General features: G+C 62.7%; 13 protein-coding genes and 2 pseudogenes. 8 read left to right on the plus strand and 7 right to left on the minus strand.

Annotation, left to right across the window (positions count from 1 at the left end):
* Positions 1–15: 15 nt before the first annotated feature.
* The 4 genes from V6590_RS15885 to V6590_RS15900 all read right to left on the minus strand — a co-directional run bounded on the left by V6590_RS15885 (position 16) and on the right by V6590_RS15900 (position 6,719).
* Positions 16–648: a response regulator transcription factor gene (locus tag V6590_RS15885; RefSeq protein WP_434063269.1), complete on the minus strand. Its 633-nt coding sequence runs from the start codon at positions 646–648 to the stop codon at positions 16–18.
* Entirely contained in the window at positions 645–4,601 is a 3,957-nt protein-coding gene (locus V6590_RS15890) for a PAS domain S-box protein (protein WP_335424667.1), read from the minus strand. The genes V6590_RS15885 and V6590_RS15890 overlap by 4 nt, the downstream gene beginning before the upstream one ends.
* A 64-nt stretch (positions 4,602–4,665) precedes the next feature.
* Entirely contained in the window at positions 4,666–5,844 is a 1,179-nt protein-coding gene (locus V6590_RS15895) for an FIST signal transduction protein (protein ID WP_335424668.1), read from the minus strand.
* Positions 5,845–6,191: 347 nt separating this feature from the next.
* Positions 6,192–6,719 (minus strand): hypothetical protein, encoded by a 528-nt coding sequence (locus V6590_RS15900; protein ID WP_335424669.1) that lies wholly within the window; start codon positions 6,717–6,719, stop codon positions 6,192–6,194.
* Between the two features lie 197 nt (positions 6,720–6,916).
* On the opposite strand from V6590_RS15900, the gene V6590_RS15905 reads away from it, so the two are divergent.
* The 7 genes and pseudogenes from V6590_RS15905 to V6590_RS15935 all read left to right on the plus strand — a co-directional run.
* Complete coding sequence (locus V6590_RS15905) at positions 6,917–7,945, plus strand: LacI family DNA-binding transcriptional regulator (protein ID WP_335424707.1); 1,029 nt, start codon at positions 6,917–6,919, stop codon at positions 7,943–7,945.
* Positions 7,946–8,011: 66 nt separating this feature from the next.
* A pseudogene (locus V6590_RS15910) lies at positions 8,012–8,221 on the plus strand (hypothetical protein); the annotation flags it as partial.
* A gap of 145 nt (positions 8,222–8,366) precedes the next feature.
* Positions 8,367–10,805 (plus strand): type I restriction-modification system subunit M, encoded by a 2,439-nt coding sequence (locus tag V6590_RS15915; protein WP_335424671.1) that lies wholly within the window; start codon positions 8,367–8,369, stop codon positions 10,803–10,805.
* Positions 10,805–11,947 (plus strand): restriction endonuclease subunit S, encoded by a 1,143-nt coding sequence (locus V6590_RS15920; protein ID WP_335424708.1) that lies wholly within the window; start codon positions 10,805–10,807, stop codon positions 11,945–11,947. Before V6590_RS15915 ends, V6590_RS15920 begins: the two co-directional genes overlap by 1 nt.
* Before the next feature lie 31 nt (positions 11,948–11,978).
* Positions 11,979–15,050, plus strand: a complete 3,072-nt coding sequence (locus tag V6590_RS15925; protein WP_335424672.1) for a type I restriction endonuclease subunit R — start codon at positions 11,979–11,981, stop codon at positions 15,048–15,050.
* Entirely contained in the window at positions 15,037–15,750 is a 714-nt protein-coding gene (locus V6590_RS15930) for a M48 family metallopeptidase (RefSeq protein ID WP_335424673.1), read from the plus strand. Before V6590_RS15925 ends, V6590_RS15930 begins: the two co-directional genes overlap by 14 nt.
* 309 nt (positions 15,751–16,059) lie before the next feature.
* Positions 16,060–16,661 (plus strand): annotated as a pseudogene (locus V6590_RS15935) (DNA methylase); the annotation flags it as partial.
* Positions 16,662–16,691: 30 nt separating this feature from the next.
* On the opposite strand, the gene V6590_RS15940 reads toward V6590_RS15935, so the two are convergent.
* From V6590_RS15940 to V6590_RS15950, 3 genes are read right to left on the minus strand one after another with little or no spacing between them, the layout of a single operon-like run.
* The gene (locus tag V6590_RS15940; protein ID WP_335424709.1) at positions 16,692–17,627 is read right to left on the minus strand and encodes a plasmid partitioning protein RepB C-terminal domain-containing protein; all 936 of its coding nucleotides are present in this window, start codon (positions 17,625–17,627) and stop codon (positions 16,692–16,694) included.
* Complete coding sequence (locus V6590_RS15945; protein WP_335424674.1) at positions 17,624–18,517, minus strand: ParB/RepB/Spo0J family partition protein; 894 nt, start codon at positions 18,515–18,517, stop codon at positions 17,624–17,626. The genes V6590_RS15940 and V6590_RS15945 overlap by 4 nt, the downstream gene beginning before the upstream one ends.
* A complete protein-coding gene (locus tag V6590_RS15950; RefSeq protein ID WP_335424675.1) occupies positions 18,511–20,088 on the minus strand; it encodes a recombinase family protein in 1,578 nt (525 codons plus the stop codon). The genes V6590_RS15945 and V6590_RS15950 overlap by 7 nt, the downstream gene beginning before the upstream one ends.
* Before the next feature lie 126 nt (positions 20,089–20,214).
* Here V6590_RS15950 and V6590_RS15955 point away from each other — a divergent pair, with 126 nt between their 5' ends.
* A complete protein-coding gene (locus V6590_RS15955) occupies positions 20,215–20,601 on the plus strand; it encodes a hypothetical protein (RefSeq protein ID WP_074556212.1) in 387 nt (128 codons plus the stop codon).
* Positions 20,602–20,669 lie beyond the last annotated feature (68 nt).

The following is a 20,669-nucleotide window of genomic DNA, read 5'->3' on the forward strand; positions in this document are numbered from 1 at the left end:
CCGCAGGTCACCAGTTCAGAACAGCCCCGCCTCCTTGGCGATCATCGCAGCCTGGGTCCGGTTATTGGCGTTGATCTTACGATACAACGTCTTCATGTGCAGTTTGACCGTTGGTTCCTGAATGCCAAGCTCGCGGGCGATTTCCTTGTTGGCCTTGCCCTCGCACAGCTTTTTCAGCATGTCGAGTTCGCGCGGAGTCAGCTTTTCCGCCAATGGATTGGCGGCCTGGGGTTCGGCGGCCGCCGTCATGAAATCGATCGGGGCATATTGTTCCCCCATGGCCATGAACCGCACGGCATTGACCAGGGATCGGGCGGGCAGCGTCTTGGGCAGAAACCCGGCTGCGCCCATTTCCAGCGCCTTTTCGGCCACGTCCCGTGGGGCGATACCCGACATCAGCGCCACCCGCGCACCACGGCAGCTGGAAAGCGCACGCTGCACCCCGTCCAGCCCGTTCATCCCCGGCATACCATAATCCAGCAGCACAAGATCGAACGGGGCCTCAGCCTCGACCAGGGTCAGAACCCCGTCAAAATTGCGAGCGGTTGCAACCTCGATCTGCTCTTGCCGGAACCACAGTTCCAGAGTGTCCCGCAACAGATCGTGATCGTCGGCAATCAAGACGCGCATCATGTTCATCCCGCTCATCTTTTACGCAGTATGGCGGCTTCTGCCGACCTGACAAGGGCTTCGCGGTCCAGCGGCTTGGACAAAACCGCATCGAACAGACCTTCTGTCCGGCCCGCCAGCCCTGCCAGCGCCGTAACCAGGATCACCGGCAGGTCCGGTGCGATCTGGCGGGCGGTGCGGGCCAGATCGGCGCCGTTCATGCCGGGCATGTCATAGTCGGTCACCAGCAGGTCCCACACAGCCGGATCATCGGCCAGGGCACCAACCACATCCGACGGATCGCTGGAGGGTGCAACTTCGGCCCCTGCGGCCTCCAGAAAGGCGGCGAGCACCGAAAGCACTTCGGGCTGGTCATCGACAACCAGAACCGTGCGCCCATCCAACCGCCCTGTCAGACCTTCGGGCAAGGCAGAGCCATCCCCTTCTGTCGGGCCCACCGGCCAGAGCACCTCGAACCTTGTGCCTTGTCCCGGCGCGGTGATCAGCCGCACGGCCCCGCCATTGGCCGTAACCACCGAAGACACCACGGCAAGGCCCAGGCCACTGCCCCGATCCCCTTTGGTGGAAAAATGGGGCCGGAAGATCTGTGCCGCCAGTTCAGCCGACATGCCCGGCCCGGTATCGGTGACCGACAGGCAAATATAGTCGCGCGCAGGATCGGGCGTTCCGATGGCAAAGGGGCCGAGCAGCATTTCGAACGTCACCGGCCCCAGCGCGAGGGTGATCATGCCCGGCCAACCCTCCATCGCGTCACGCGCGTTGATCGCAAGATTGAGCACAACCTGCAGAATATCGGTCGGATCGGCCAGCGCCACCATAGGCCTGTCGGGCAGATCCAGCGTCAGGCGAAGCGGCAGGCGCAGGCTGGCGCGGACCAGTTCGGCAGCCTCGGCAAGGGGGCCACACAGGTCCAGCGGCTGCCGGTCGGAGGAGCGTGCCCCCAGTTTCATCATCCTGCGCACCAGCGCTGCCGCCTGATCGGATGCCGCAATGATGCGATGCGCCCCCTTTTCCGAACTGGAACCGGGTTGCGCCGCCTCGGCGATCAGCATCGCGCTGCCGGAAATCGCGGCCAGAAGATTATTGAAATCATGAGCCAGCCCCGCTGCCATCTGGGCGATGATCTCGCGACGCTGGGCCATTTCCAGCTCATCCTGCAACCGGTCGCGCTCTGCGGCCTCCTGCCGCCGGGCGCTGATGTCCCGGGTAATGCAGAGGATTCCGCCATCAGCTTTCAGCGTCAGCGACACATCCTGATCGACAGGCCGTCCATCCATGGCCCTGCCAAATATCTCCCCCGACCAGCGCCCGGCGGAGAAAAGTTGCGGCATGGCATTGGCCACAAGCCATGCAGCATCCTCGGGCGCATAGAGCATCGACCAGGGTTCACCAAGGACCTCGCTCTCTGCGGTCAGGCCGAACATCGCCAGATGCGCCTTGTTCATATACAGAAACCGACCCTCGGCATCGGTAATGGCAATGCCGTCCTGGCTGGCCTCCATCGCAGTAGCCCGATCGGTGAGTGCCTGTTTTTCGGCCTCCTTGAGCGCGGTGATATCGACCCTGAGTCCAACCCGCCCGCCATCCGGGGTCGCTTTTTCAAAAATGCGCAGCCATCGGCCATCGGCCAACTGCTGTTCGGTTTCGCTATAGGGCTTGCGGTGCTCGGCCAGCTGGTGCGCCAACCATTCCTCTTCACACCCCACCGCCTCGGCATATTCGCCGCAGGCTAGCCCGTGGCGCAGGATCGTCTCAAAACTGTTGCCGGGCTGGATCACCTCAGCCGATCGGGCATAGATTTCACGGTATCGGCTGTTGCAGATCACCAGGCGGTCACGGGAATCGTACAGCACAAAACCGTCCTGAAGGGTTTCAACGGCGGTCTCCAGCGTGGCCCGGGCATTGGCCGCAGCCTCGGCCGCTTCACGCAGCGCCTCGGCATGGCGGCGGTTTTCGGTCACATCGGTTTCGACCGCGACAAAGCCCTGAAGGTTGCCGTTCTCATCGCGCAGCGGCTGGACATCCAGCGCCACCCAATATTCCCGCCCGTCACGGGCCCGGTTGAGGATTTCCGCCTGCACCGCCTCGCCCGCATCAAGCGCCTCGCGCAGCCGCTGAACCGTTGCAGGGTCGGTTGCTTCATCCTGCAGAAAGCTGCCAGGGACCTGGCCGCGCACCTCATCCAGCGACCAACCCGTTACGGCTTCAAAGGCATTGTTCACCCATTCGATGCGGCGCTGCGCATCTGTCACCACAACAAGGTTGGTCGTCCGGCGCACGATTTCTGACAGGCGGCTGATTTCGGCCACCTGCGCCCGGGCATCGGTAATGTCCCGCAGCACAAACAGATAACCCTGACTGCCCACCGCCGATGCCGAAAGCTGCCACCACCTTGGCTTGCCGGGCTGGATGGCGAACTGGAAATCCTCGCTGACATTGCTGACACCTGCGGCAAGATCATCCAGCACCCGCCGCGCCAGTTGCGCCAGATCGGGCGACAGCACCTCTTCAACCCGGCGCCCCACAAAGGCCCGATACAATTCATCGGGCACCGAAATGGCCCCGGAATGCCACGCGACGAACCGTCCATCGGGATCAAGTTCAACCAGCAGGTCCGGCATCGCCGCCAGAACCGCGCCAGCCCGGGTTCGCTGCGTCATGGTTTCGGCATGGGCCATGACCAATTCCGATTCCGCATCACGGCGGGCCAGAATCGCGGCGATGACCTTGGCCACCGACCGGATCAGATGCACCTCGCCGGGCAGGAAGCTGCGCAGCGACCGGACGGCATCAAAGCCGACAAAACCGACAAAGCGGCCATCCTGCGTCATGGGCACCGCAAGCAGCGACCGGATGCCCTGTTCCAGCAGGATTGCCTTTTCGGGGGCGCTTTCGGGCAGTGCCGCTACGTCGGGAATGGCCACTTCGCTGCCGGTTTCGAATACGGCGCGCCAGTGATCGATCATCCCCGCAGGAATATCCTGCAACATCCCCCGCATCGGCGCGATGCCCGGGGCGCACCATTCATGGGTATTGTCGATGAACTCTCCTGATGGTCGCAGACGGAACACATAGGCTCTGTCTGTCGTGGTCAACTGCCCCATCTGGCCAAGTGCCCGTGTGATCGCAGCATCCACCTCGCGCAGGCTGGCCGACAACAGTCCGTCCTGAATACCGACCACCTGCCCTTGCATATGGGTCAGCCGGGTGAAGGCGCGGTGAACCGCCTCCAGGGGGGCATCCAGCACGCCGTCACCAGCCTCGACCGGCTTGCCCTCGACCAGAGACACCAACAAGGCATTGCGGCGTGCCTCTCGCAGGGCCAGCAAGGCCTGAGCAGCAAGCGCCGCGACCCGCTCCAGCGTCTTCTGGTCGCGGGCGGAAAACCGGTCGGCCCGTTTGCAGATCAGCATCAGGGCGCCCGACTCTTCGCCATCCAAGGCGAATGGCACGACAAGCGTTGCCAGAACGGCATCCAGTTCTGCAGGCAGCGGCCTTGCCAATGCGACGGCCGCAAGGCTGGCCAGGCGACGCGATCGCTCCAGCAAACTGGCTGATACGGGCAGGACCACACCCGCGTGTTCTGACCGGGCAGATGCAGAAATGCGGATCACCTCCCCCTGCGGCTGCACATAGCAGGCATCAAAAACCCCGAATTGTATGCGCAAGACCTGCAACAAATGGTGCATCGCCTCTGCCGCGCTGGATTTGCCGGACAGGGCCGTCAGCGCTTCGGCAAGGATCGAGCTTTCCTTCAGGGCGATACTTTCGCGCTGCCGCAGGGCTTCGGTACTGGCCAGGGCGGCACGCACCGCCTCGGTTTCCAGGATCAGGCGCTGATTGGTTTCGTACAGTTCACGGCTCTTGGCCTCGAGCACGGCCTCAGCCTCGGCCCGGGCGCGGCGTTCACGTTCATAGCGCCCGCGCGAGACGGGATTATCCGACGGAACGGGGGACTTTGGATCATTCATGCACAGCATTGCCTCGACAAGACGCGCGCCAGAAAGCCTGCGAAGAACCAACGTTTTTCATTCATCACCTCGCAAAAGCCGTACAGGAAATCATCAGGTTCCCATGGCTTGCCTGTCCGCCGCCCGACATGCCCTGCTCTCCGAAACTGAACAGGCCCAGCCAAGGGGCCCCACCCAGCGCCTCGGTGATGCCGCCGCAGACCTGTTCCATCCGGTCGCGGACAGCCAGCATGCAACCACCGCAATAGACGACAAGAGCACCCGCAGGCGGCGCGGCCAGATCGGCGCAGGCCGTGACTGCCACCTGGCTTGCCCGCGCCACCAGGCTGTCCGCCGATCCCCGCATCTGCCAGACCCGATCGCCCACTGCGAAATCGGCGAACAGGTCGAGCGAGCCGTCAAGATGGGCCACCGCCGGATGGGCCAGAAGGTGAAAGGGCACACCCGCGACATGCCGGGTGATGCGCCCCAAAGGCCAGAGCGTCGATGCGGCCAGGATGGATCGCGGCCCATCCACCGCCAAGGGAACGACCCCGTCAGTCCAGCCGTGATAGACAGCCGAGGCCGGCCGATGATCGATTTCGATGAGCTTTCGCCCCTCGACCCGGGTTACGATGCCTGTCTCGCCCGTAGGTGCGTAGCCGCCCTGATAAGACAGGGCAAAACCGGTCGAAGGAAACAGGACCGACACAACAACCCCGTCCCGATGCGTGGATGAAGGGCCGAACTGGGCCCATTGGCCGGTCACGTCATTGTCGGCGGCGCTGCCCCCCACAATCGTAGCATCTGCCCCGGTGACCGAGCGGACCCCTGCAATCACCTGTTCCTCACGGCCAGGCGCGGGTGTCAGCCAGACCAGAGGCGGGATTTCCCCCCCGCGCCCCGCCGCAGCCAAAGCCTCCAGCGTGGCAAGACGGGCAGCTTCTGCGGCATCCTGCCCCAGACATCGGGAGGCGCTGCCATAGCTGCCTGCAGCATCCCAGATCGCAAATGCACCGATATGGCCGCCTGTCGCAATGCCAAGCCCGGCCTGTGACATGATGCCCTGACAGGACGTGCCACCATGCAGGGCCTGCGAAAATGGCCGCGCTGCAGCGGCCAAAATCTCCGCGGGGACAGCGGCCCCGAAATGCAACGCCAGAAAATCGGGATGACCGCGCCGGTCAATCTGCAGAGCCGCCGCGATGTCGGCCATCGCAGCGTCGGGCAAAAGTGCCGCGGATTGCGCGGTGCTGATCTGCATGAAGGCCTCCATTTCGGGGACTTTAGCAGATATGTCTGAACAATTCGAAAGCGCGAAAGGCGAGGTACCCTCCCCCCTTGGATAGGGGAAAGGGTCCTGCCATGCGGTCGCATGCCCAAACAGGAGAGGCAGTTCCAGCACATTCTGCGCGGCCCCACCCTTGGCCCAACCTGCGCATTCTGCACGGCCCGGCCTCGGCCAAAGACATGCCATGACGCAGGTTCTTGTGCCACCGCCCGGTCGGACAGGCTGGCTCTCGCTTCCGCCATTATTGCACCAGATGGATAGGGTGCCTCGCCCTATTCGGGCCAAGCCCTGCCCTTAGGTCGGGCTTGCGTCAGAACAGCTCAAACCCGGCGGTCGGGAATCGAGTCGATCAGGGTCGCAACCTTGGCTAGGTAATCATCCAGCGGGACCTCAGATTCTCCGGTTCCTGCCAGTTCGGCCCGTGCCATTTCAATGATGGCGACCTCATGGTCGATCAGAAGTTGCACTGAGGCCCGTGCCTGATCCGGGGCAGTGGCCTGCATGGCCTGAAACTCGGCCAGATAACTGCCGGGGTAATCGCGAACGATGATCTCCATAGCCCCAACAAAGGGCAGGGCCTGCCACTCTGCCGCCTCGGCGCGGCCCGCTTGCCGCACGGCGCTTTCATCCTGCGGGGCCAACCCCAAAGTGTCTGCCAAAGGGCGCAGCGCGGCGACCGTTCGGTTTTCGATGCGGGCCAGCTTGGCCCAAAGAGCGGCCTGTCGCGGGTCCTGTTCGGCCTCGGCCAAGGCAGCAAAGAAGGTCTCGCCCGAGATTTCTTCCTCGAAGGCCATGCGGAAGGCAGCTTCGAAACTGTCAAACTTGCGGGCGCTGGCTGTCATGGTCATTCGCTCCCCTGCGAATCAAACGGCTTCTAGCAGCCTAGTGGGCTTGGGGGATCGCTTCGCGCCCGGCGGCGACACAGGGCTGCGGTCGCAGACTACGCAGAAGTCCGCCGCGCGGAGCGACACCATGCCGCTGCCCTATTTTCTGCAGGCAGAGCATGTATAGTGCCGCCCGATCAGGGAAAGAACGCAGGCAAGACATGGTGGTGACGCTGAAGGATGTGGCGCAACGCGCCGGAGTATCACGCTCGGCCGTGTCGCGAACCTTCACCGAAGGAGCGTCGGTTTCCGCCCGCACCCGTGCCAAGGTGGAACAGGCGGCCCGCGATCTGGGCTATGCGCCCAATGCGCTGGCCTCCAGCCTGACCACCGGTCGCACCAAGCTGATCGGGTTGATCGTCAACAACTTTCACAATCCACTGATCCTTGAGGTGTTCGATCTGTTCACCCGCGGCCTGCAGGATCGGGGCCTGCGCCCGCTGCTGGTGAATCTGAGCGATGCAACCGACCCGGCAACTTCGCTGCGTATGCTGCGGCAATATTCGGTCGATGGGGTGATCGTCGCCTCATCGACCCTGCCTGCCAGCTTTGCGGCCTCATTCCGCGATGCTGGCATCCCTGTTGTTCATGCCTTCGGCCGTGCGACACAGGCCCCCAAGGTGCATGTCACGGGGATCGACAATATCGCCTGTGGCCGGATGGCCGCCGAGACGCTGGTCGCGCGGGGCTACACCCGCCTCGGTTTTCTGGGCGGGCCCGAAAGCGCAACTTCGACCCAGGACCGCGCGACCGGCTTTCTGGATGCGCTGCGCGCCCACACCGCGATCACCGTCACCACCAGCTATGCCAGCGCCTACACCTATGATGCGGGGCGTGCCGAAATGGCCCGTCTGCTGATGCACGGTCCGGCGGATGCCTATTTCTGCGGCGATGACCTGCTGGCAGTCGGAGCCCTGAGCGCGATCCAGGAAGCGGGGCTATCAGTGCCAGGCGATATCGGGCTTATCGGGCTGAATGACATGGAAATGGCGCGCTGGCAGATCATCGGCCTGACCACGATCCGCCAGCCCGTAGCACAGATCATTGATGCGGCCATTGATCTGGTGGTGGCCACCATCGATCAGCCCGACCTCCCCCCCGAAATCCGTCTGTTCCATTGCGAGATGATCTCGCGACAATCGCTGCGCCATAGCATATCGGGGCCGACGGCTGATAGGCCCAAAGCTTAGCCCGCCTGTATCGTCTCAGCCATCCGCGTGCGCGGCCCGGGCGCGCGAGCCACATGGAAATCCATCGACATCCTCGCCTGCCCGGTCACCTTCTCTCCCCACCCGCAGCAGATCGAGGCCGCTCGGCGCGGCTATGACGACTGGTGGCAGGCGCTGGGCTGGGTCCGCGAGGGGGTGATCGCCGGTGGAATGCTGCGGGAGGTCGAAGTGACGGCGTCGATGCCGCGGGTGAAACCGTGGCTGCACGTCCAGCAGTCGCCGTTGTCGAAGCCCTGATCAGCGAACGGGTATCTTTGCCCTTCCAATTCAGTCGGCTTCTGACGCAAACATAATGCTGTTCCGGTTTAGCCTTCGGCTGTCATTATCGCGGGAGAACCCGTATCAATCGGGAAACAAGAAAGAATTCGAGCGGGAGCGATCCATGGCCATCAAGAAGAGCGACATTTACCGATCCCTTTGGGAAAGCTGCGACCAGCTTCGCGGCGGCATGGATGCCTCGCTCTACAAAGATTACATCCTCACCCTCCTCTTCGTGAAATACGTCTCCGACCGCGCGGGCCAGCCCGACGCGCTGATCGAGGTACCACCCGGCGCGTCCTTCGCCGACATGAAGGCCCTGCGCGGGTCCAAGAACATCGGCGAGGGGATGGACACGATCATCGCCCGCATCGCCGAGGAGAACGACCTCAGCGGCGTGATCGACCGGGCCTTCTTCAACGACGCAGAGAAGTTCGGACGCGGCCAGAAGATGATCAACACGCTGACCGCGCTGATCAACATCTTCAGCCGCGAAGAGCTGAACTTCTCGAAAAACCGGGCCGATGGCGACGACATCCTCGGCGACGCCTACGAATACCTGATGCGCAACTTCGCGACCGAGGCTGGCAAGTCCAAGGGCCAGTTCTATACCCCGGCCGAGGTCTCGCGTGTCGTTGCAGCCGTGGCGGGCGTCAGTCGCGCGACCAGCCCGAAGCAAACCGTCTACGACCCGACCTGCGGCTCGGGCTCGCTGCTCCTCAAGGCCGCCGAGACCGCCCGCGTGCCGATCACCATCTTCGGGCAGGAGATGGACATCGCCACTCGCGGCCTCGCCCGCATGAACATGATCATGCACAACCGCGCCACGGCCGAGATCGCGCAGGGCGATGTCATCGCCGAACCGCACTTCCTGGCCGACGCCCACACCCTGCAGACCTTCGATTTCGTCGTCGCCAATCCGCCCTTTTCTGCCAAGGCCTGGGCGGCGGGGCTGACCAGCGAAACCAAATACGGCCGCTTCGACGATGGCGAACCGCCCGCCAAGAACGGCGATTTCGCCTTCCTTCTGCACATCCTCGCCTCGATGAAGGCCACCGGCTCGGGCGCGGTCATCCTGCCGCACGGTGTCCTGTTCCGCGGCAACGCCGAGGCCAGGCTGCGCGAGAAGATCCTGAAACGCGGCTACATCAAGGGCGTCATCGGCCTGCCCGCCAACCTGTTCTACGGCACCGGCATCCCCGCCTCGATCATCGTGCTCGACAAGGCGCAAGCCACCGCCAACCGCCCCGTCTTCATGATCGACGCCTCGAGGGGCTTCATCAAGGACGGCAACAAGAACCGCCTGCGCGAGCGCGACATCCACAAGATCATCGACGCTTTCACCCGCCAGCAGACCATCTCCGGCTATTCCCGCCTCGTCCCCTTCGACGAGATCGCCCGCAACGACTACAACCTCAACATCCCCCGCTACATAGACGGCTCCGACCCCGAGGATCTGCAGGACATCACCGCCCACCTGCATGGCGGCGTGCCGGAGCGGGATATTGACGCGCTGGGCGAGTTCTGGGCCGTCATGCCCACGCTGCGCGCCACGCTCTTCGGACCGAACCCGCGCCCAGGCTATGCCGATCCGCTGGTCGCCCCCGACCAGGTCCGCGCGACCATCCGCAACCACACGGATTTCGCGGCCTTCCGCACGCAGGTCACCGGCATCCTGGACGGCTGGATCACCGCCAACACCCCCCTCCTGATGGGCATCAAGCAGGGTGACCACCCGCGCGAGCTGATCAATACCATTGCCGAGGATATGCTGACCCGCTTCGACGCCGCGCCCCTTGTCGACAAGTATGAGGCCTATCAGCGGCTTATGTCCTATTGGGCCGCCACCATGCAGGACGATGTGTTCATCATCGCTGGCGGCGGCTGGCTGGCGGCGCGTGATCTGCGCGAGGCACGCAAGGAAACCAGCGACGACGGCAAGGTGAAATGGCTGGAAGAGGGCGACCTGACGGTGAACAAGGTCCGCCTTGTCACCGACGTGATCCCGCCCGCCCTGATCACCGCGCGCTTCTTCGCCGACCTGAAGGCGGCGTTGGATCAGGCCAGTGCAAAGGCCGAGGAACTGGGGCGCGAGATCGAGGAGCTGGCCGAAGAACACGGGGCTGAGGGCGGGCTGCTCGAGGAACTGATGGCTGATGGGGCCAAGCTGACGGCGGGCGGGGTGAAGGCGCGGCTGAAGGACAGGGGCCTGGAGCCAGACGAAAAGGCCCTGCTGAAACAGGCAGCCGCGCTGTTCGAAGGGGAGGCCGAAGCGAAACGCGCGGCGAAAGAGGCCGAGGCGCGGTTGACCGAAGCCGTGCTGAAGAAATACCCCACCCTGACGATGGGCGAAATCCAGACCCTTGTGGTACAGGACAAATGGCTGGCCGACATCACGGCGGCCATCGGGGCCGAGGTCGAGGCGCGGACGGAGACGCTCACCGCCCGCGTGCGGGTGCTGACCGAACGCTATGGCCAGACCCTGCCGCAGATCATGCAGGATCTGGCCGGGCTGGAGGCGCGGGTGGCCGGGCATCTGGCGGCGATGGGGGTGGCGGGATGATGTCGCAAGTTAGCGATTGGCCCAGTGTGCTCCTCGACAGCGTCGCACGTAGAGGAAGCGGCCATACCCCCAAGAAAGGTTTGCCCGCATATTGGAATGGAGGCATTCCTTGGATCTCGCTCCAGGACAGCCAATCTCTCGACCGACCAGCCATCCACGAAACTTCGGTTAACATCTCTGCCCTCGGCCTTGCGAACTCCTCAGCGCGACTGCACCCACGTGGAACCGTGGTCTTGAGCAGAGATGCTGGGGTCGGAAAGAGCACGATCATGGCAACGGACATGGCAGTCAGCCAGCACTTTATTGCATGGACGTGCGGCCCTCTACTGAACAATATGTTCCTGTATTTTTTGTTGCAGCATCGAAAGCCAGAATTCGAAAGAATTGCTGTTGGCAGCACGATTCAGACAATTGGACTGCCGTATTTCAAAACCTATGAAATTCCCCTTCCCCCTCTCCCCGAACAACAGGCCATCGCCGCCGCGTTGTCGGATGCGGATGGGGTGGTGGCGGGGTTGGAGCGGGCTATCGCCAAGAAGCGCCTGATCAAGCAGGGCGCGATGCAAGACCTCCTCACCGCCCGCCGCCGCCTCCCGGGGTTCTCGGGGGAGTGGGAGGTGAAGCGGCTGGGAGAAGTTGCGCGTGTAGCGACGGGCGGACGGAACAACCAAGATAAGGACCCGATGGGCGAATATCCGTTCTTCGTGCGCTCTGATACCGTCGAACGAATCCGAAGCTTCTCATATGATTGCGAAGCCATCTTGGTTCCCGGCGAAGGGAGGATTGGGGAGATTTTTCACTACATCAACGGCAGGTTCGACGTTCACCAGAGGGTTTACTGCATTTCAGCCTTCTCGGAGAGGACAAGTGGCAGGTTCGTCTATTTCGTGCTGCGGCAGTTTTTCGGGGCTCATGCAATGATCAACACCGTCAAAGCTACGGTGGACTCGCTCAGGCGGCCGACCTTCACCGGGTTCGAATTTCGATGCCCGCCTTCATTCGACGAACAGCAAGCAATCGCCGCCGTCCTCTCAGACATGGACGCTGAAATTCAGACCCTCGAGTCCCGCCTCGTCAAGGCGCGGGCAGTGAAGGAGGGGATGATGCAGAATCTTTTGACAGGGCGGGTCAGGCTGGTCTGACTGGGGCACGAGTATTTCAGGGGGTATTTCCATGGCCATCGGCGATCCGGAACGCGCAACACAGAACCGCATGATCGCGCAGCTGTGCGGCGATACCTCTGGCACGGTCGGCGGCCTCGGCTGGCGTTACCTCGGCGACTGGCAGAAGCGCGAGGGCAACGCCAATATCGAACCCTCCCTGTTGCGCCCCTGGCTCTTGTCCCGTGGCCATGATCCCGAGGTGGCGACCAAGGCCATCGCCGAGTTGCAACGCGCCGCCCGGATGGACGGGCTGAAGCTGTATGAGGCGAACCGCGCCACCTATGACATGCTGCGCTATGGCGTGCAGGTCACCCCCGGCCCGGGCGAGGCACCGATCACCGTGCGCTTTGTCGATTGGGACAACCCCGCCGCCAATGATCTTGGCGTCGCCGAAGAGGTGGCCGTCACCGCCAAAAACCCCAAGGCCTATAACAAGCGCCCCGATCTGGTGATGTATGTGAACGGCATCGCGCTGGGCGTGGTGGAGCTGAAGAAATCCACCGTCGATCTGGGCGAGGGCATCCGCCAGACACTGGACAACCAGCGCCCCGAGTTCATCCGGCATTTCTTCACCACGGTGCAGATCACCTTTGCAGGCAACGACATGCAGGGCCTGCGCTATGCCGCGATCCAGACGCCACAGCCCTATTGGCTGGCCTGGAAGGAAGAGAGCACGATCACCAACCCGCTCGACCGCGATATGGCGCAGATGCTGACCCCCGCGCGGTTCTTGGAGCTGATCAACGATTTCATCCTGTTCGACGCAGGCATCAAGAAAGTCGCCCGCCCCAACCAGTATTTCGCCGTGAAAGCCGCGCAAGAGGCGGTGGCGGCAAGAAAGGGCGGGATCATCTGGCAGACCCAAGGCTCGGGGAAAAGCCTGATCATGGTGATGCTGGCCCGCTGGATCCGCGAGGCCCGCCCCGATGCGCGGATCCTCGTTGTGACGGATCGCAAGGAACTGGACGACCAGATCGAGGCGGTCTTCGGCAATACCGGCGACAAGGTGCGCCGCGCGAAATCCGGCGCCGACCTGCTGGCGGCACTGGCCGACCCGAAGGACCGCGTGGTGTCCTCGCTCGTTCACAAGTTCGGGCGGCGGGAAGAGGACGAGTTGGGCGCCATGATCGCCGACATCCAGCGCGGCCAGATCGGCGCACCGGTGGGCGAGTTTTTCGTCTTCATCGACGAGGCGCACCGGACCCAATCGGGCAAGCTGGCCCGCGCGATGCGGTCGATCCTGCCGGGTTCGGTGTTCTTCGGCTTCACTGGCACGCCGCTTCTGCGGTCGGACAAGCAGACCTCGCTCGAGGTTTTCGGCCCCTATATCGGCACACCCTACCGCTTCAACGAGGCGGTCGAGGATGGCGTCGTGCTGGACCTGCGGTATGAGGCGCGCGATATCGACCAACGTGTGGCCTCGCCCAAGAAGATCGACGAATGGTTCGAGGCCAAGACCAAGGGCCTGACCCCGGTGGCCAAGGCGACCCTGAAACAGCGATGGGGCACGCTGCAGCGCGTGCTGTCCTCGAAGGATCGCCTGGAACAGATCGCCAACGACATCATCATGGACATGGAGCTGAAGCCGCGGCTCAAGGCGGGCCGTGGCAATGCCATGCTGGTGGCGGGCTCAATCCCCGAGGCGTGCAGGCTGTTCGAAATCTTCCGCAATTCCGGCTCAGACCTTGCCGGGAAATGCACCATCGTCACGTCCTACACGCGGAACGCCTCGGAACTGACCGGCGAAGAGGCCGGGATGGGCGAGACGGAAAAGCAATACGTCTATCGCGTCTATGACCGGTTGATGACCGATCTGGGCACGGATGAAGAGGCCTATGAGGCCGAAGCCCTGCGGAAGTTCCGCAAGGAACCGGCGCAGATGAAGCTGCTGATCGTCGTCAGCCGCCTGCTGACAGGCTTCGATGCGCCGACGGCGACCTACATCTACATCGACAAGCAGATGCGCGACCATGGCCTGTTCCAGGCGATCTGCCGTGTGAACCGCCTGGACGGGGACGACAAGGATTACGGCTATGTCGTCGACTACAAGGACCTGTTCAAGAACATCGAGACGGCCGTCGAGGATTACACCTCGGGCGCCTTCGACGCCTTCGAGGCGGCCGATGTCGAAGGGCTGATTTCTTCGCGGGCCGAAAAGGCGGGCGAGGATCTGATGACCGCGCGCGATGCGTGGTTCGGGCTACTGGACCCCGTGGAGCAGCCCAAGGGCGACGACCAGGTGCTTGCCTATTTCTCCAGTCCCGGAGGGTGGGAGACCGATCCGCAGGCCGATGAAAAGGCGCGGCGGCGTCAGGCTCTCTACAAGCTGGCCGGGGCTTATGCCCGTGCATTCGCATCGGTAGCGGATGATCCCGCAGCCTCGGGGTTCGATGACCTGCAGCTAGCGCAGTACCGCAACGAGGTGGAACGGGCGATTTCTCTGCGTGATGCCGTGCGCCTGCACAGCGGCGATGCCGTGGACATGAAACAGTTCGAACCTGCGATGCGGCACCTGATAGACACCTACATCAAGGCCGAAGAATCCGAGGTGATTTCGCATCTGGACGACATCAGCCTGATCGATCTGGTGGCGAGCAAGGGGGCGGCAGTCGAGGGGGAGTTGCCGAGTTCCCTGAAGAAGAAGCGCGAGAACGTGGCCGAAGCCATCGAGAACAACGTGCGCAGGCTGATCATCGACGAAACGCCGGTGAACCCGAAGTTCTACGAACGAATGTCAGAGCTGCTGACCGATCTCGTCAAGAAGCGGAAGGACGACGCTATCGCCTACGCGGAATACTTGGAAAAGATCGCGGAACTGGTCAGGGCGGTAAAGGCGGGGCACGGCAGCGAATACCCGCAGTCCATGACCACGCCGGGGCGCAAGGCGCTCTTCGACAATCTCGGTCAGGATGAAGCCATGACCATGGCGGTCGATGAGGCGATCCGGAGCACAGCGCAGACGGGATGGCGCGGCAACAAGATGAAGGAGCGAATGCTGCGGCGAAAGCTGCTGGAGATCCTCGACACAGAGGATGCCGTGGACAACATCATCGAGATCATCCGGTCGCATGATGAATACTGAACTGATCGAGATCGCCGGGCTGTCGGTGGAACTGGTCCGCAAACCGATCAAGAACCTGCATATCGGGGTCTATCCTCCCGCCGGTCGAGTGCGTGTCGCTGCCCCTCCGGCCATCAGCGAAGACGCAGTCCGGGTGGCCGTCGTGACCCGTCTCGGCTGGATCAAGAAAAAGCAGCGCGAGTTCGTAGGTCAGGCGCGACAACCTGAACGCCAGTATGTCTCCGGCGAGACCCATTTTGTCTTTGGAAAGCCGCTAAGGCTTCTAGTCCAGCCGAACGATAAGAACCGCTGTGCAATCCGCCCAGACGCTTCGGATCGCCTAACGATGTTGGTGCCAGCAGGCTCAACGTCCGACCAGAAGGCACGCTGGATGGCGACGTGGTACAGATCGCAGCTGCGGGAAAAGGCCGTTCCCCGCATCGCCAAGTGGTCGGATCGGCTAAGCGTACCGATACCGCGGTGGGGCATCAGGTTGATGAAGACAAAGTGGGGCAGCTGCAACCCCGAAAGGGGGCTGGTGTGGCTAAACCTCGACCTGGCGAAGAAGCCTCTGGCCGCCCTCGACTACGTCATCCTGCATGAGATGGCTCATTTCGTTTCACCGCGACACGATGAGCTCTTCTTGAACACCCTCGATCGCAACATGCCGGGATGGCGGCAAATCCGATCCGACCTCAACGCGCTACCGCTCTCCGAGTAAGGGCTTGACCTTGCCGACCGCTCAGAAGGTGATGCCCCCCCCTCCTCTGGTTCCTCCCCGGCCCTGAACGTATGCGGGGGGGCGCAGCGCGGCGGTTCGCTAGCGTGAGGCATTTTCACCGGGGAAGCCAGGTAGCCGGAAGCCACCCCTGGAAGCTAATTCGTTAGAAGCCGTTGAATCCGCTTCACTTTTCGGGTTGACAGACCTGCCCCCATTGACCTACCCCTTGATCATCGAAGAATTGCGCCCGGAAGAACCCCCTCGCGGGCGCTTTTCATTTCCCCTCCCCCACATCTCGAGCCCCGCCCCATGGACCTCGTCTTCGCGCCGAGCCAGATCGAAACTTGGCCGATTGCCCGGCTGCCCCCTATGCCCGCAATGCCAAGATACATGGCGACGACCAGGTGGCGAAGATCGCTGCCAGCATGGCCAAGTTCGGCTGGACCGTTCCCTGCATGTTGGCCGACGACGGCGAGCTGATCGCGGGCCATGGTCGGGTGCTGGCGGCCACCATGCTCGGGCTGACCGAGGTGCCGGTGATCCGGCTCAGCCATCTCGACGAGGCCGAACGCCGAGCCTACCGGATCGCCGACAACAAGCTGACGGAGCTCGGCGAATGGGACGAAGCCCTGCTGCGCGACGAGATTGCGGGGCTGCTGGCCGAGAATTTCGACCTGACGCTGCTCGGCATCAGCGACGATGAGCTTGACGCGCTGCTGCGGGATCCCGACGCGCTGGGCGACGATGGTCCGGTCGAGGGCGAGGACGATGTGCCCGAACTTCCGGTCACGCCAGTGTCGGTGCCGGGCGACCTCTGGCAGCTGGGCGCGCATCGTTTGATCTGCGGCGACAGCACTGCGGCCGATGTGGTCGGGCGGCTGCTCGGTGATGTCCGCCCCCTGCTCATGGTCCCCATCGTCGAAAGAAGGAAAGTTGCCGAACTACTCGGTCTCGATCCTCCTCGCTTCCGTCGTGGACGCAGGCTGCGCGAGGCCCGCCACGATCTGGCGAAACTCGCCGAGGATTTCACTGTGGTTCTTGTCGAGGTAGCGGGCGAGACGGTCATTCTGCAAAAGCCGCTCGACATAGCGACCGGCCACCACCAGCCGAAGGTGATCGGGTCCGAGGGTGCCTTCGATCAGCTTTATGTTCTTTTGCAGGTTGGCCATCTCGGCCTTCATCCGCTCGGCCTGTTCGGGTGTCACGCCTGCAGGTGGCTTCTTTGCAGCCGGGTCTACCAGGTCAGCGGCGTCAGATGCTGCAAGGATCGCCTCGACATAGGGCACCGTGTAATTGTTAGCCGCGATCATCAGTTCCGCCGCCTGAATCTGACGCAGGGGCTTCATCTTTCGCAGGGACCGGAAGCTGTTTATCGGGCAGTGCCGGGCCTTCAGCAGTTCGGCCGCCTCGGGGCAGATGCCGTTCAGCAAGGTCCGCTTCTGCCGGATCACAGCGATATTCACATTCAAGGCTGCCGCGATGCGGGCCTCCGATACGCCGCGTTCGACCGCGCGCAGGATCATCTTGTGCTCCTGGATCGTGGCGAGGCGGCTGATGCGCTTGTTGTAGGTGAAGGATTCGTCATCGGTCGCCACCAGGCAGGTGACGGTCGTCTCGCCCATTTCCTTCAGAACATGCAGACGAACATGGCCATCCAGAAGGATGAAGGATCCGTCCTGCCCAGCCGCGCGGGCGACCACCGGTGGTTCGATCAGGCCGACCTCGCGGATCGACGCGGCGATCTGCCCATATTTCTGACTCTTGGGCACGGTGACTGGCAACTGCTTGACCGGAAGGATCGCATCAATCGGGATCGTGCGCAGGTTCGCCTCGAATCCCGGGCTCTTCGGCGGAGGCATTTTTCCTGTCTGTGTCATGCTCTTGGTTCCCGCAACCCGTCGATGATGATGCGCGGCAAGCTGTCGAGGCCCTCGGCACGGAGCAGCGTCAGAAAGTTCTCGTCCTTCAACAGAGACTGAAATGCCGCATCGAGAAACAGCAGGCTGCTGCGCGTCGACTGCGCCCTGCGGACCATGTCCTGCTGACGCTCGGCCTCGGCGCGATAGGCTTTGACCAGCGCGGCAGATGTCATTCGCGCGCGTGGCTGTTTGTTGCGCGCACCACCTCGCTGCTTGCCGTGGCGCTGGCGCAACTCAACCAGCCGCCGCGCCTCCAGCAATTTCTTTCCGCGCAGTTCACCCGAGGCATAAGCAGCCTCCAGTGCCTTCTGCACGTCCTTCTCCTCGGCACGCGTGATGTAGAGCGCGACGCTGAGCGGCATCTGCCCGGTCTCGACCGCGATCAGCAGGCGTTCTTCACCGTTGGCGATCAACTCACCGATTTCATGGACATAGGCGAGGGAAAGCCCCGTCTTGTCGGCGATCTGATGGTCCGTATATCCCCGGTCGCGCAAGATGGCGATGTCCTGCAACAGCTCGAGCGGCCGCTGCTGACGTCTGGCGATGTTCTCGATCACGCTGCGCAGAAGGCGCTCGGCTTCGCTCGCATCCACGACGATGGCCGGGATGTGGGTTTCCCCAAGAGCGACATAAGCCTCCATCCGACCCTGACCGCAGACAAGGCGCCAGGCGTCCCCTGCCTCACCATCAACCCGGGCGACGGTGATCGGCTTTTTCAGCCCGACCTTGCCGATACTGTCCACGAGCGCACGAAAGGTCTTTTCCGAGCGTTCGCGCGGGTTCTCCACCGTGATGGCGGAAATCGGGATGATCTGTACTTCGTCCCGTATCTCGACTTCGCTCACCATGGTGCCACCTCGGCAACCGGTACGCGGCGGGCCATGTCGAAGAAGAAATCCAGCGTTTCAAATCGGAAAGCGTCCAGCATCAGGCCATTCTCCTCGGCAAGCCCCAGGGTTTTTGTTCGCATCTCGAATTGGGGCAGCAGGTAATAGTCGAGCGCGGCGGTGTTCGTTCGGTCCATCCGGATGGCGATGGTGATGTCGGGCACGAGGCCGGTGTCGAAACGGATTTTCCAGCGCAGGCCGCCGGAGGAGGTTTCGCGACAGCGGGCGACAGCGACGGAAACGGTGAATTCGCCATTGATCGTCAACAGGTCAGTCGCCGGATTGCGCGTCACGGTGCCGCCGAGTCGGGTGATCTCGCGGATCACACGCTCCACCTCGTCGCCGTGGAACAGCCGCAGCAAGCGGTTCACTTCGATGTAGTGGTAGTCCCGGTCCGGTGTGAAGCCGACAAGGGAATAGGCCCGGATCAGGCTGCCGAACCGATGGGCATAGGCGCCGCTGGACGGCATTCCGTCGGCCTCGTCGATCACCAGACCGGATATGTAGCCGCGGCGCTGGAAGAGCCGGGTCAGCCGATCCAACATCTCGTCGTCCGAGAACCGGCGGTTGCGGGCGGCAATGATCGCCTGCACCTTTTGAAACTGTTTCGGCACGACGATGGCATCGAACGCCCCTTCCGACCGGATCCACATCTCCGGGCCATTCGCGACCCGCTTCTGCTTCAGTTTGAAGGAGCGCCGGTTGTAGACGTTATTTCCGATGTATTTCTCGTTGGTCAGGATCTGATGGACGGTGGCGCGGGTCCAGGCCCGGTCGAGATCGGTCAGTATCCCGCGCTCATTCAGTTCTGCAGCGATTTCGCTTTCCGAACGGCCGTGCTTGAGGAACCGGCTGTATATCCAGCGAACGGTTCTTACCTCGGTCTCAGGCCCGGGCATCAGGATCACCCGGTCTGTCTGCAAGCTCTTGTGCTCACCACGCTTCAGCTCGGCCTTCACCTCACCGCGTTCATCAAGCAAGACCCGGCGAAGGCCAAAACCCGCCGCACCGCCCTGCCGGAAGCCGTGTTCGATCAGGCGGCACTGTCCGATGAAGACCTTGTTGGAAAGTTCCCGGCTGTATTCCCCGGCCATCGCGCGCTTGACGCTCTTGACGATCGTGGCGACAGGGCCGCCATCATTTTCGAATTGCTCGGCGCAATACTCGACCTGCTTGTTGGCGCGACGGCAGATGTATTCGTAATAGGCGGATTCATCGGCATCCTGAAACCGGCCCCATCGGCTGACGTCATAGACAAGGATCACCTCGAAATCCGCGGTGCCGTCTTGTACATCCTGGATCAGCTGCTGCAGCGCCTCGCGACCCTCGATCCTGAGCCCACTCTTGCCCGCGTCAGCATAGGAACGGACCAATTCAAAGCCGCGTTCCTCCGCATACTTGCGGATCGCGTCCGACTGGTTTTCGGTCGAGTATTTCTGATGGTCCGTCGACATGCGCACATATTCAGCCGCACGGCGCCGTGGCGGGGAGTTCGCCGGATCGTTGCTTGAGGGCAGCTCTCTGCCTGCCATGCCCGTCTCCCGATCAGTTCATGCAGGCGTCTCCGTCTGGTCGGACCCGGGGTATTGGCTGGGGCGCAAAATGGAATCTGCCGCTGTGTTGTCTTCTCCACAGGTTTACCGGAGGAGGACGCCGCGATGCGGATCAAGATGGGCACATCTGTGCCGAAAATGGGCACAACTGTGCACCTGGACGCCGATCAGACCGCCTATCGCAAGGCCATTGCCGATGCCCTGCGCCGCGAACTGGGACCGACGCATCAGGCCATCAAGACGGTGATGCGCTGGACCGGAGCGAGTGAGCGGACGGCCAAGTATTGGCTGTCCGGCGAACGCGGGCCGAGCGGGGAGCATCTGATCCGGCTCGCGCAGCATTCCGATGCGGTGTTGATCACCATTCTGACCAAGGCCGAGCGACTGTCGGAGAAGCCGCGGCACAGATGTCCAAGCTGTCCGGAACGGCTTCTTGTGTTACAAAACCTCGGACAGGATGACCCAAAGTCCGAGGGATCATCACAGCCTTAAGTGCACCAACTGGTCAGGGCATAGCGGAAATGCGGAGAATAGGCCTATCATTCTCCGCATATCTTGCG

The sequence above is a fragment of the Gemmobacter denitrificans genome (assembly GCF_036964905.1).
Lineage (GTDB): Bacteria > Pseudomonadota > Alphaproteobacteria > Rhodobacterales > Rhodobacteraceae > Gemmobacter > Gemmobacter denitrificans.